We start from the raw sequence: 12,793 nt of genomic DNA on the forward strand, positions 1-12,793 counted from the left end.
AAGGGTGCGCTTCATAAGAATCTCCCTGGTCTGTCGTGAGGCGTCACTCGCGCCCCAACCGTCAGTAAAGGAACGGTTCGTAAGTTATCTGAGGATTGGCTGGGAAGGGTGGTAATCATGCGGTGCTCTTGATCCACCTGTCCGACCGCACATCCGGAGCGTTCTAGACGAGAGCTAGATAACCGATGCATAACTGCTGATGGGTCGCCCTTTACCGGTGATCCTGACTTCTGGTCGCGTGGATCGTTCCGGCCCACCAATGTGACGCAAATCACATCAGCCGGACGAAACCAGATCGGCCCCGCGACCCGTCGAAGATGCCTCTCCGATGGACCTGCCGGCCGGCCCGTACCGCCTCCGGGCCGGATCGTGCGGCGGCGGAAGTTCCAGGGAAAAGGAGAAGGCCCGGCCAGGGGGCCGGGCCTTTCCGTCGTGCTGGGGGCCGGATCAGACCCGTAGGGGCCGGATCAGGCCGGGATAGCCGGATCGGACTGTGCCGTCAGATCAGACGATCTTGCCGGACCACAGCGAGGCGGCCGACTTGTAGACGCCGTACAGCTCACCGTCGAAGTACGGCGAGATGCTGGTGTCGATGCGGTTGTTCTTGTCGGTGTCGGAGACGCCGATGGTCACACCGTTCAGGTAGCCGAGGCGGCGCGAGCTCTTGTACTGCAGCAGCCACGACGACCCGATCGAGCCCTCACCGGTGAAGGAGGACTTGACGCCGACGAGCTCCTCGCCCTTGATCGCGGAGGCCTGGGCGGCGAAGGTCTTGCCGTAGCTCCACTTGAGGGTCTGGCCGCTGAAGCTGTGGTTGCCGTCCGGGTGCGACCCGCTCGGGTAGCCGAAGACGAAGACGTTCTTGCCGAGCTTCTGGTTGTAGGCCAGGCCCTGCCCGCCGACGTTGTCGCCGAGGCGGCCGACGTCCTTGAGGCCGACGCCGAAGACCTTGGCGGTGACCTTGTAGTCCAGGTCGTAGCTGCCCCAGAAGGTCCGCTTGAAGTACTTGTACGTCGCGGTGGGGGTGGCCGTGGGGGTGGGGGTCGCCGACGGCGACGGGCTCGGCGACGGGGTCTCCGAGACGAGAGCCTCGGGGGCCTCGACCTTCGTCCGGAAGAAGAGGGCCTTCTTGTCCGGGCTGTAGTAGAAGTCCTGGTTGCTGTTGTACTGCCCGGCGGTCAGCTCGTCCGTCTTCACACCGGTGCGCGGGTCCCACGGCCCGTCGCCCTTCAGGTCCTTGCCCTTGTTGGCGGCCTGGAAGGCGTCCGCGGTGATCGAGAACACGTCGGACTCGGGGGTGCCGACCGGGACCAGGTGGTCCGGGTCGCCGACCGAGTTGACCTCGATCTTCGACCAGGCCGTGGTCTTGTCGTTCTCGATGCGGGCCTTGTCCTTGTAGGCCTGCCACTTGTGCTCCCACACCTTGGAGTAGGAGCCGAAGCCGGCGCCGGTGGGCAGCACGCCGTTGTACACGGTGACGAACGCGTAGTCGCGGTCGCCGTCCTCGTAGACGTCGAAGTCGTAGTGGGTGAAGGCCTGCTTGCCCACGTAGATGCCCCAGGGCGTCTTGCCCTGGTAGTAACCGGGCACGAAGACCCACTTGTCGAGGGTCTCGCGGTTGCTCTCGGTGTCGTAGACGCAGTGACCCGCGGTCGCCACCAGGTTGTGGTACGAGGACTGCACGGAGGTGGCGGTGCACCAGTGCGGCCGGTGGTCGGCGCCGATGAAGAACACCTTGCCCAGCGTCTTGGGCAGGTTCACGTTCTTCGACTTGGCGGTGCTCTTCTTCTCGTCGCCGATCGCGGGCACGACGCCCGGCTTGGTGTCGGCCGACGGGCCGCCGGTCGAGACGTGCTTGGCGACGACCTTGGTCTCCACGTCGTACGGCGTGGCGTTGACGAGGTTCGCGTAGTGCTCCGCGAACCAGAACGTCGCGATCTCCTTGGCCGCGAACGGCGTGTTGGCCAGGATGACGGACGGAACGGTGTCGGAGGCGTGAGCCGGGGCGGCGACGGCCGCGGAGGCCAGGAGGCCGGCCGCGACGCCACCCAGAGCGAGCGAGCGCTTCAAGAGGATCTCCCTGGTCTGTCGTGAGGCGTCACTTGCGCCCCAAGCGTCAGTAAAGGAACGGGAGCAAGTTATCTGAGAAAAAGCTGGGAAAGTGGGCGATTCGGGCTGCCTGTCCGGGATCGTGGAACCCGCCGCTTGACTGGCGTGACGCAGGTCAGTGCTGTATGCGGCACGTTTACGCTGATCATGAACCTGAAGGCGAGCTTGACAGGCACGTGGCAGGTGGATCGGTCTATCCGCGACTGTGAGCGAAATCACATATCGCCCACGAAACCGGAGGTCGCCGCCGTCACGTCCGAGAATGCCGCGTTAGGACCCGGTCTCCCAGGGAACGGGCTACTGCACTCCGCTGTCGGAGGCGTCAAAGGGAACGAGAAGCGTGCGCAGCAGGCCCGCGAGGGCCTGCTGTTCATGCTGTTCCAGGCCGCCGAGCAGCTCCCGCTCACGCCGCAGCAGGTCGGCGAAGGCGGCGTCCACCCGGTGCAGCCCCGCCGGAGTGAGCCGCACGAGGACGCCGCGGCGGTCCTCCGGATCGGGACGGCGGGTGACCAGCCCGGACGCGGCGAGGCGGTCGATGCGGTTCGTCATCGTCCCGGACGTAACCAGCGTGGCGCGCAGCAGCGCCCCCGGGCTCAGCTCGTACGGGTCGCCGGCCCGGCGCAGCGCGGTCAGCACGTCGAACTCCCACGACTCGACGCCGTGGTCGGCGAAGGCGGCGCGGCGCTCGCGTTCCAGATGCCGGCTCAGGCGGGACACCCGGCTCAGCACCTCGAGGGGCGTCACGTCCAGGTCGGGACGCTCCTGCCGCCATGCCGCGACCAGCCGGTCCACCTCGTCCTCGACGGGCCGTGAGAAGGTCATGCGCCCGAGTGTAGCTCTCTTGACATCGAGATATCCGGGGCGATATCGATATCTCGACATCAAGATAAATCGGAGGCAGTGGATGACCCGCGACATCTGGGACCCGGACGTCTACGAGCGGTACGCCGGGGAGCGCGCCCGCCCCTTCTTCGAGTTGCTCGCCAGGGTCGACGCCCGCGACCCCGCGTACGTCGTCGACCTCGGCTGCGGCACCGGCGAGCTCACCGCGGCGCTGTGCCGCCGCTGGCCCGGCGCGACCGTGCACGGCGTCGACTCCTCGCCCGCCATGATCGCGAAGGCGCCGCCCGGTCCGACCTTCGAGGTGGCGGACGTGCGCGACTGGCGACCGTCGGCGACGGTCGACGTCCTCGTCTCCAACGCCCTTCTCCAGTGGGTGCCCGAGCACCGGGACCTGCTCGCCCGCTGGGTCGCCGGGCTGGCCGAGGGCGGCTGGCTGGCCTTCCAGGTGCCGGGGAACTTCGACGCCCCCAGCCACGCCGCCGTCCGGGAGCTGTGCCGGACGACCTGGCGCGAGGAGCTGGGCGACGTGCCGAGGGAGGCCCCGGTGGGGGACCCGGAGGAGTACCTCGATCTGCTCGCCGGGCTCGGCTGCTCGGTCGACGCCTGGGAGACCACGTACGTCCACGTGCTGCCGGGCGAGGACGCGGTGCTGAACTGGGTGCGCGGAACGGCGCTGCGGCCGCTGCTCGACCGCCTGCCGCCCGGGCGCCGAGACGACTTCCTCGCCGACTGCGCCCGCGTGCTGGGCGAGGCCTATCCCCGCCGGCCGTACGGCACGCCGTTCCCGTTCCGGAGGATCTTCGTCGTGGCCCACCGCTGACCCCGCATCCCAATCTGGACAAAAGGGACGATCGGTACCGGTATTTGTTTACCTTCGAGTGGCACTATGGCCATGAATAGGTACATAACCGTTCAGATTGGGGTGCTCGTGCCGATCGAAATCGAGGACAAGTTCGACGTGCCGGCCGAGTTCGCGGTGCCCGACATGAGCGGCGTCCGGGGCTGCGCCTCGGTGTCCCGCACGCTCAGCCACCAGCTGGTCGCCACCTACTTCGACACTCCCGACCTGCGGCTCGCCGCCCGGGGTGTCACGCTGCGCAGGCGCCGCGGCGGGGACGACGCGGGATGGCACCTGAAGCTGCCGAAGGCCAAGGGCGCCCGCCAGGAGATCCACCACCCGCTGACCCGCAGCGCGAAGGTCGTGCCGCCCGAGCTCGCCCAGCTCGTGCTCGCCTACACGCGCGGCGCGCCGCTGGGGCCGGTGGCGCAGCTGGAGACCCGCCGCGGCCTGGTCCGGCTGTTCGGCCCGGAGGAGGCGGTCCTCGCGGAGATCGCCGACGACCGGGTCAAGGGCACGGTGTTCGGCGCCGAGCCCGTGGTGCGGCGCTGGAGGGAGGTGGAGGCCGAGCTCAAGGAGGGCGACCAGGAGCTGCTCAAGCGGGTCGCCAAGCGGCTGCGCAAGGCCGGCGCGACGCCGGCGGGCGCGAGCAGCAAGCTCGCGCGCCTGCTCGGGGACATCCCGGTCCGGCCCCTGGCGCGGCCCGAGCCCGGCTCGGCCGGCGAGGTCGTGGTCGCCTACCTGCGGGACCAGGTGAACGCGCTGACGGCCCGTGACCCGCGGGTGCGCCTGGCCGAGGAGGACGCCGTCCACCAGGCCCGCGTCGCCTCCCGCCGCCTCCGCAGCGCGCTCAAGGCGTTCAAGAAGATCGTCCCTGACACCGATCAGGTGCAGGGCGAGCTCAAGTGGCTGGGCGAGGTGCTGGGGGAGGCGCGCGACCTGGAGGTGATCCGGGACCGCTTCGCCCGCCGCCTCGACGCGCTCGACCCGTCGCTCGTCGTCGGCGAGGTGCGCCGACGGCTCGGCGAGGACCTCCTGGCCCGGGAGCAGGAGGCGTACGGCCGGATCCGGGAGGCGCTCAGCGGCGAGCGCTACTTCGCGCTGCTGGACGCCCTCGACGCGCTCGTGGCCGACCCGCCGCTGACCCCGCTGGCGGCCAAGGACGCCGCCAAGACGCTCGGCACGATCACCGACAAGGGGTGGGCGCGCGTCGTGCGGTTCTACGAGGAGGCGCAGCGCGTCGAGGACCCCGCGGAGCGCGAGACCGCGATGCACGAGGTGCGCAAGGCCGCCAAGCGGGCCCGCTACACGGCGGAGGTCGTCGGCGCCTCCGAGGCCGCGAAGCGGGCCGAGACGGTCCAGGAGGTCCTCGGGCGGCACCAGGACGGGGTCGTGGCGCAGGGCATCCTGCTGGAGGAGGCCGCGGCCGCCCGGCGGGCCGGGGAGGACACCTTCACCTACGGCGTCCTCGCCGGCATCGAGCGGTGCGAGGCCGACCGCGCCCACGCCGAGTTCCCCGGCGTCTGGGCCCGCGTCGCCCCGTGACGACCCCGCCGCTCGGGAGCCGCCGGGTCCGGCCTCGCGCCGTGACGATCCGCCGCGCGAAGGCGCCGGGTCCGGCCTCGCACCGTGACGACCCCGCCGCTCGGGAGCCGCCGGGGTCCGGGCCCCCGCCGGCCGGTCAGGTCACGTGGCGTTCGAACGTGACGACCCGGCCGGCGGCCCGGTTCAGGACGGCGAAGCCGCCCTTGGCCAGGGTGGGGTCGCCCAGGCGTCCGCCGTACACGGGTGGGATGAGCGCGGGCAGGACCTTGCCGTGGCTGCACACGACGGCCGCCTCGCCGGAGTCGAACAGCTCGCGGAGCAGCCGGTCGGCCTCGGCCGGGTCGTAGCCGCTCTCCGACAGCGTCTTCTCCTTGCGGATCTCCAGTCCGCTCTCGGCGGCGTACGGCTTGAGCGTCTGCACGCAGCGCTTGCTGTGCGAGCTCACGAGCAGGGCAGGGCGGTAGCCGTCCAGGATCCGCGCCAGCGTCCGCGCCTGGTCCCGCCCGTCCGGGTCGAGGGGGCGGCGGTCGTCGTCGCCCGTCCACTCCTGCCGCGACCCGGCCAGGCCGTGCCGCACGAAGATCAGTGGTGAGGTGGCGAGCGGCAGGGCGGTGAGCGCCCCCAGGACGGCCCTGTCCCACTCGTAGGTCAGCCGCCGCCCGGCCTCCGGCAGGGGGAGCCAGACCAGCTCGTCCACCTCGTCGTTCCCGTCGAGGGCGCCGGGCGCGCCGCCGGCGTGCGCCTCCCCGCAGACGCGGGCGGCCCAGTAGTCGACCCGCTTGATCCGGCCGTCCTTCATGTAGTGGACGGGCGGCAGCGCGCGGCCCAGAACGACCTCCAGGCCCGTCTCCTCGGCCACCTCCCGCAGGGCGGCGGCGATGACGTGCTCGCCCGGCTTGAGCTTGCCCTTCGGGAAGCTCCAGTCGTCGTACCTGGGGCGGTGGACGAGGGCGACCTCGGGCGCGCTCTCGTCGCCCCGCCACACCACGGCCCCGGCGGCCCGGATCATCCCGGCCCCACCGTCGTCGCTCATCGGCATTCCCTCGGGTCGCCCGCTCAGTCCATCGACGACTGGTCGTCCACCGTGCGCCACCGCCGGCTCGCGATCAGGTGGTGCTGCAGGTCCACGTCGCCCCGGTGGCGCAGCCACTTGCCGTCGGAGTTCAGCGTCCACGCGGTGGTGCCCTCTCTCATGGCCAGGTCGAGCAGGTCGGACAGATACTTGCGCTGCTGGGGGCTGGCGACCTTCACCAGCGCCTCCACCCGGCGGTCGAGGTTGCGGCGCATGAGGTCGGCGCTGCCGATCCAGATCTCCGGCCGCCGTCCCCCGCCGAACTCGAACACCCGCGAGTGCTCAAGGAACCGGCCGAGGATGCTGCGCACCCGGATCGTCTCCGACAGGCCGGGGACGCCGGGGCGGAGCGTGCAGATCCCGCGCACCCACAGGTCGATCGGCACACCGGCCTGGGACGCCCGGTAGAGCGCGTCGATGATCGGCTCGTCCACCATCGAGTTCGTCTTGATGCGGATCCGCGCGGGCCGCCCGGCCTTGCGGTGGGCGATCTCCTGCTCGATCCGGGCGAGCAGGCCCGGCCGCAGCGACTCGGGGGCGACCAGCAGCCTGCGGTACTCCGACTGGCGGGAGTAGCCGGTCAGGTGGATGAACAGGTCGGTGACGTCCTCGCCGACCTGCGGGTCGGCCGTGAGCAGGCCGAAGTCCTCGTACTGCCGGGCCGTCTTGGGGTTGTAGTTGCCGGTGCCGATGTGGCAGTAGCGGCGCAGCTCGCCGCCCGCCTCCTGGCGGACCACCATCGCCAGCTTGCAGTGCGTCTTCAGCCCGACCACGCCGTAGACGACGTGGCAGCCGGCCGTCTCCAGCTTGCGCGCCCAGGAGATGTTGGCGTGCTCGTCGAACCTGGCCTTGATCTCGACGACCACCACGACCTGCTTGCCCGCCTCCGCCGCGTCGATCAGGGCGTCCACGATGGGCGAGTCGCCGCTCGTCCGGTAGAGCGTCTGCTTGATCGCCAGCACGTCGGGATCGGCCGCCGCCTCCTCCACGAACCGCTGCACGCTCGTGGAGAACGAGTCGTACGGGTGGTGGACGAGGATGTCCCGCTCACGCAGCACCGCGAACAGGTCGTCCTCCGCGCCGACGGCCTCCGCCGGGACGAACGGCCGGTAGCTGAGCTCGGGCCGGTCGAGGTCGGCGATGGCGTGCAGCCCGGTCAGGTCGAGCGGGCCGGGCAGGCGGTAGATCTCGTTGTCCGCCACCCCCAGCTCCTCCACGAGCAGGTCGAGCACCTGCGGGGTGATGGTGTCCTCGACCTCCAGCCGTACGGGAGGGCCGAAGCGCCGGCGCAGCAGCTCGCGCTCCAGCGCCTTCATGAGGTTCTCGGTGACGTCCTCGTCGATCTCCAGGTCCTCGTTCCTGGTGACCCGGAAGACGTGGTGCTGGACGACCTCCATGCCCTTGAACAGCTCACCCAGATGGGCGGCGATGACGTCCTCCAGCGGGACGAACCGGTCCTTCGACGCGGTGACGAACCGGGGCAGCTGGGAGGGCACCTTCACCCGGGCGAAGACCGTGTGGCGCGTCTCCGGGTTGCGGACCATGACGGCGAGGTTGAGCGACAGGCCCGAGATGTACGGGAAGGGGTGGGCCGGGTCGACCGCCAGCGGGGTCAGGACGGGCCGGATGCGCTCCCGGAACAGCTTGCGCAGCGCGGTGCGCTCGTCGCGCGCGAGGTCGTCCCAGCGGACGATCTCGATGCCGGCCTCGGCCAGCTGCGGGCGGACGTGGTCGTGGAACACGGTCGAGTGGCGAACGGCCAGATCGTCCGCGACCGCGGCGATCCGCGTCAGCGCCTCGCTCGGCTTGAGCCCGCCCGTGGTCCGCAGCAGCAGGCCCGTCGCCATCCGCCTCTTGAGCCCGGCCACGCGCACCCGGAAGAACTCGTCGAGGTTGCTCGCGAAGATGGCCAGGAACCGCACGCGCTCCAGCAGGGGGATCGCGGGGTCCTCGGCCAATTCGAGGACGCGCTCGTTGAAGTGGAGCCAGCTCTCCTCCCGGTTGAGGTAACGGTCCGGGGGAAGAGGGGCCTGCTCGGGGAGAGTGACCTCCTCCGGTTCAGGAGATGGGGAGCTTTGGGCGGACATATAACGAAATATGCCCCAAGTTGTTGAACAGAACGTTAATTTCGCCGCAACGAAATCGTTAGGTGCCTGCGGCGGCGCCGGGTTCGGGCTGGTCAGGGCCCATCCTGTCGGCCGTGCGGGCGAGCCGTGCCTCCTGGGTGCGGAGCCTGTCCCGTTCGCGCTCCTCGCGCTCGCGTAGCTTGGCCTGCTCCTTCTGCTCGCGCTCCCTGGCCTTCTCCTGCTCGCGCCGCAGCTTCTCCTGCTCCCTGAGCTCGCGCTCGCGGGCCTTCTCCTGCTCGCGCTGCTCGCGCTCCCTGGCCTTCTCCTGCTCGCGCCGCAGCTTCTCCTGCTCCCTGAGCTCGCGCTCGCGGGCCTTCTCCAGCTCCTTGAGCTCCCGCTCGGTCGGGCGGGCCGTACGGACCTCTGAGGTGGGGGCGAGGATGCGGCCGCGGGTGGCGGCGGTGAGCGTGGGGTTCGGGTTGAGGCCGGTGAGACCGTTCCAGGACAGGTTGACCAGGTGGGCGGCGACCTCCTCCCGGCGCGGGCGGCGCACGTCGAGCCACCACTGCCCGGTGAGCGCGGTCATCCCGACGAGCATCTGGGCGTACATGGGGGCCAGCTTGGGGTCGTAGCCCCGCTCCTTGAACTCGTCGGCCAGCACGTCCTCGACCTGGCTCGCGATGTCGCTGATGAGGCTGGCGAACGTGCCGGTCCCGGAGGCGGCGTGGGAGTCGCGCACGAGGATGCGGAAGCCCTCGCTGCTCTCCTCGATGTACTGCAGCAGGGCCAGCGCCGCCCGCTCCAGCTTCACGAGGGCGTGCGACGCGGACAGGGCCTGGGTGACGAGGCTCAGCAGGCGCTGCATCTCCCGGTCGATCACGACGGCGTAGATGCCCTCCTTGCCCCCGAAGTGCTCGTACACGACGGGCTTGGACACCTTGGCGCTGGCCGCGATCTCCTCGACCGACGTGCCGTCGAAGCCCTTCTCCGCGAAAAGGGTCCGGCCGATCTGGATCAGCTGCTCGCGGCGCTCCGCGCCGGTCATGCGTCTTCGGGATCGAGAGGACTCGCTCACGGATTCCATCATGACGCGTCCGGGGCCGCCGCCCTGGCTCGGGACGGCGCCGCCGGTGACGGCGCTCATGCGCGCCGGCGCCGGCACGGCGAGGGCGGCGCGCGGCGGGGGAGGGGCGGGCGGGGACGCGGTCAGGGCCGCCGGCGAATGCGCGGCGGCCCAGCCGTCCCCCTCGACGGGGGTGGCGCCGGCGGGATCAGCCAAGTCGCTTCGCCGCCAGCCGCTCGGGGGTGGGCCAGCGCACGTCGGTCGCCCAGCCGGCCTTCTCGAACCAGCGGATCATGCCCGCGCTCAGGTCGATCTGGCCCTTGAGCGCGCCGTGCCGGGCGCAGGTGGGGTCGGAGTGGTGCAGGTTGTGCCAGGACTCGCCGAACGACGGGATGGCGAGCCACCACACGTTGCGGGACTTGTCACGCGACTCGAACACCTCCTCGCCGAAGACGTGGCAGATGGAGTTGATCGACCAGGTGACGTGGTGCAGCAGCCCGATCCGGACCACGGTGCCCCAGAAGAACGCGGTCAGCGCGCCCTGCCACGACCAGGTGATCAGGCCGCCCAGGGCCGCCGGGAGCAGCAGGGAGGTGATCGCCAGCGGCGGGAACCACCGGTGGAGCTTCATGATGTCCGGGTCCTTCAGCAGGTCCGGGGCGTACTTGGACCGGTTGACGCGCTCGACCTCGAAGAGCCAGCCCACGTGCGCGTACAGCAGGCCCTTGCACATCGACTTGAAGCCGGGCCCGAACCGCCACGGGGAGTGCGGGTCGCCCTCCTTGTCGGAGAACTTGTGGTGCTTGCGGTGGGCGGCCACCCAGTCGAGCACCGACATCTCCAGCGAGAGGCTGCCGGCGATGCCGAGGGCGATCTTCAGGGAGCGGTTGGCCTTGAACGACCCGTGGGTGAAGTAGCGGTGGAACCCGACCGTGACGCCCAGGCCGGAGACGACGTAGAACGCGAGGGCGATCGCGACGTCCGTCCAGCCCAGGCCCCATCCCCAGGCGAACGGCACGGCGACGACCAGCGCGAGGATCGGAGTGCCGACGACGATCGCGAAGATGATCAGATCGGCCGTTGACTTGTTCTCCGGCTCGAACTCCGGCTTCGGCTGCGGCGAGGGCCGCTCGGTCAGGACGGTCATGGGCTACCTCACGGTGTGGCGAGATTGTCTGGCTACGCAACCGTAACCTACGCCATCGTAAGTTAGGAATACCTAAGAGCGAATGTGTGGAAGGTGACGCTCCCGGGTGCATCTGGTGGCGAGTCCACGCCTTGCCTTGGGCGCTCGCGATCTGGTATGCGGGCACCGCCCGATGCGGTCCGGTCCCCTGTGGCGTGCCCGTGCCGGCCTCGTCCTAACACGGGCAGGCCCGAAGATCGGGGAATGTGGTGTCCGACCTGATTGGATGAGCGGAACGGGGGGTGGATCTGTATCCTGAGGTCGGAATCCGGCCCCGCCGGAATCCGACAGTTGGCACTAAAAGTTCATCCCGGGTCGTCTAGGGGCAAGACTACAGATTTTGGTTCTGTCAACGGAGGTTCGAATCCTCCCCCGGGAGCGCGTTGAACGGGCTCGGAGCACACCCTCTCCGGTGGTGGGGGCTGGATGGCTCCGGGAGTACGCCGGGTAAGCTCACCTTGTCGAGCGGGTGGACGTGCGGTGCCCGGGTAGTTGCCGTACGGAAACCGAATGTCGACCCGTGTCAGCCGCGACGCCGAGGGAGCCTCAGTCCGTGAGTGTGCCGCGCCCGGCAGCCGTGATCGTCCTCGCCGCCGGCGAGGGCACCCGGATGAAGTCGAAGACCCCCAAAGTCCTCCACGAGATCTGCGGTCTCGCGCTCGTGGACCACATGCTCGCAGCCGCGCGCGGCCTCGACCCCGAGTCGCTGATCGTGGTCGTCGGCCACGCGCGCGAACGGGTCGAGGCGCACCTCGCGGCGTCCGCGCCCGACGCGCGCCCGGTCGTGCAGGAGAAGCAGAACGGCACCGGCCACGCCGTCCGCACGGTCCTGGAGGCCGTCGGCCCGATCGAGGGCACCGTCCTCGTGACGTACGGCGACACGCCGCTGCTGCGCACCGAGACGCTGGCCGCGCTGCTGGCCCGCCACGCCGGCGACGGCAACGCGGTGACGGTCCTGACCGCCCGCGTGCCCGACCCGACCGGGTACGGCCGGATCGTGCGCGACGCCGGCGGCGCGGTGCTGGAGATCGTCGAGGAAAAGGACGCCACGCCCGAGCAGCGGGCGATCACCGAGATGAACTCGGGCGTCTACGCGTTCGACGGCGGCCTGCTGGCCGAGGCCCTCAAGCGGGTCGGCGCGGCCAACGCGCAGGGCGAGCAGTACCTCACCGACGTCCTGGCCATCCTCCGCGAGGACGGCCACCGGGTCGGGGCCCACGTCGCGGCCGACCACGTCGAGGTCGAGGGCGTCAACGACCGCGTCCAGCTCTCCTTCGCCCGCCGGGTCCTCAACCAGCGGATCCTCGAGGCGCACATGCGCGCCGGGGTCACGATCGTCGACCCGGGCAGCACGTGGATCGACGCCGGGGTCGTCCTGGAGCCCGACGCGGTCGTCCACCCCGGCACCCAGCTCAAGGGCGCCACCAGGATCGGCGAGGGGGCCGAGGTCGGCCCGGGCGCCACGCTCACCGACACGGTCGTGGGCGAGGAGGCCGTGGTCCGCAACACGGTGAGCGACGGCGCCGAGATCGGCGCCCGCGCCTCCGTCGGCCCGTTCGCCTACCTGCGCCCCGGCACGGTCCTCGGGGCCGCCGGCAAGATCGGCACCTTCGTCGAGACGAAGAACGCCCGCATCGGCGAGGGGTCGAAGGTGCCCCACCTCACGTACGTCGGGGACGCGACGATCGGGACCGGCTCGAACATCGGGGCCGCCTGCGTCTTCGTGAACTACGACGGCGTCGCCAAGCACCACACGGTCGTGGGCGACCACGTCCGCGTGGGCAGCGACAACATGCTCGTCGCGCCGATCACGATCGGGGACGGCGCGTACACCGCCGCCGGCTCGGTGATCACGTCCGACGTGCCGCCCGGGGCGATGGCGGTCGCCCGGGGCAAGCAGCGCAACATCGAGGGGTGGGTCGTCCGGCGCCGGCCGGGCACCGCCTCCGCCGCGGCCGCCGAGCGGGCGGCCGCCCCACAGCCCGACGGCGCGGACGAGGGTGACCGCGCCGCCGCGGACGAGTAGGACACGCCCCCCATCCCCGAACGGCCCGCGAGGCGGGCCGGGCGA

Annotated in this window: 9 protein-coding genes and 1 tRNA gene; 4 read left to right on the forward strand and 6 right to left on the reverse strand. The window is 70.7% G+C overall.

Translation table 11 applies throughout. The annotated features are described in order from the left end of the window. Positions 1 to 504 precede the first annotated feature (504 nt). Together Mco01_RS16820 and Mco01_RS16825 are read right to left on the reverse strand one after the other, a co-directional pair. Positions 505 to 2,070 carry a trypsin-like serine peptidase gene (locus Mco01_RS16820; RefSeq protein ID WP_204057840.1) on the reverse strand — a complete coding sequence of 522 codons (1,566 nt, stop codon included), beginning with the start codon at positions 2,068 to 2,070 and terminating at the stop codon, positions 505 to 507. 336 nt (positions 2,071 to 2,406) lie between these two features. Beyond that, positions 2,407 to 2,931 carry a MarR family winged helix-turn-helix transcriptional regulator gene (locus Mco01_RS16825; RefSeq protein ID WP_204057841.1) on the reverse strand — a complete coding sequence of 175 codons (525 nt, stop codon included), beginning with the start codon at positions 2,929 to 2,931 and terminating at the stop codon, positions 2,407 to 2,409. A gap of 82 nt (positions 2,932 to 3,013) precedes the next feature. Between Mco01_RS16825 and Mco01_RS16830 the strand changes: the two genes are divergently transcribed. Together Mco01_RS16830 and Mco01_RS16835 are read left to right on the forward strand one after the other, a co-directional pair. Next, positions 3,014 to 3,772: a trans-aconitate 2-methyltransferase gene (locus Mco01_RS16830; protein ID WP_239103668.1), complete on the forward strand. Its 759-nt coding sequence runs from the start codon at positions 3,014 to 3,016 to the stop codon at positions 3,770 to 3,772. A 108-nt stretch (positions 3,773 to 3,880) separates the two neighbouring features. Next, entirely contained in the window at positions 3,881 to 5,335 is a 1,455-nt protein-coding gene (locus Mco01_RS16835; protein WP_204057842.1) for a CYTH and CHAD domain-containing protein, read from the forward strand. 136 nt (positions 5,336 to 5,471) lie between these two features. Here the strand turns inward: Mco01_RS16835 and Mco01_RS16840 are convergent, their stop codons facing one another. Genes Mco01_RS16840 through Mco01_RS16855 form a run of 4 tightly spaced genes read right to left on the reverse strand, consistent with a single transcriptional unit; the run spans position 5,472 to position 10,683 of the window. Continuing rightward, positions 5,472 to 6,368, reverse strand: a complete 897-nt coding sequence (locus tag Mco01_RS16840; RefSeq protein ID WP_239103669.1) for an NUDIX hydrolase — start codon at positions 6,366 to 6,368, stop codon at positions 5,472 to 5,474. Positions 6,369 to 6,391: 23 nt separating this feature from the next. Further along, positions 6,392 to 8,494 (reverse strand): RNA degradosome polyphosphate kinase, encoded by a 2,103-nt coding sequence (locus tag Mco01_RS16845; protein WP_204057843.1) that lies wholly within the window; start codon positions 8,492 to 8,494, stop codon positions 6,392 to 6,394. A gap of 58 nt (positions 8,495 to 8,552) precedes the next feature. Beyond that, positions 8,553 to 9,752: a TetR/AcrR family transcriptional regulator gene (locus Mco01_RS16850; protein WP_239103670.1), complete on the reverse strand. Its 1,200-nt coding sequence runs from the start codon at positions 9,750 to 9,752 to the stop codon at positions 8,553 to 8,555. Continuing rightward, positions 9,745 to 10,683, reverse strand: coding sequence for an acyl-CoA desaturase (locus tag Mco01_RS16855; RefSeq protein WP_204057844.1), 939 nt, complete (start codon positions 10,681 to 10,683; stop codon positions 9,745 to 9,747). Before Mco01_RS16855 ends, Mco01_RS16850 begins: the two co-directional genes overlap by 8 nt. Before the next feature lie 347 nt (positions 10,684 to 11,030). Here Mco01_RS16855 and Mco01_RS16860 point away from each other — a divergent pair. Together Mco01_RS16860 and glmU are read left to right on the forward strand one after the other, a co-directional pair. Then, positions 11,031 to 11,101 (forward strand) — tRNA-Gln (locus Mco01_RS16860). Positions 11,102 to 11,275: 174 nt separating this feature from the next. Continuing rightward, positions 11,276 to 12,748 carry a bifunctional UDP-N-acetylglucosamine diphosphorylase/glucosamine-1-phosphate N-acetyltransferase GlmU gene (gene glmU / locus Mco01_RS16865; RefSeq protein ID WP_204057845.1) on the forward strand — a complete coding sequence of 491 codons (1,473 nt, stop codon included), beginning with the start codon at positions 11,276 to 11,278 and terminating at the stop codon, positions 12,746 to 12,748. Positions 12,749 to 12,793 lie beyond the last annotated feature (45 nt).

Source organism: Microbispora corallina, from assembly GCF_016863035.1.
In the GTDB taxonomy this organism is placed as follows: domain Bacteria; phylum Actinomycetota; class Actinomycetes; order Streptosporangiales; family Streptosporangiaceae; genus Microbispora; species Microbispora corallina.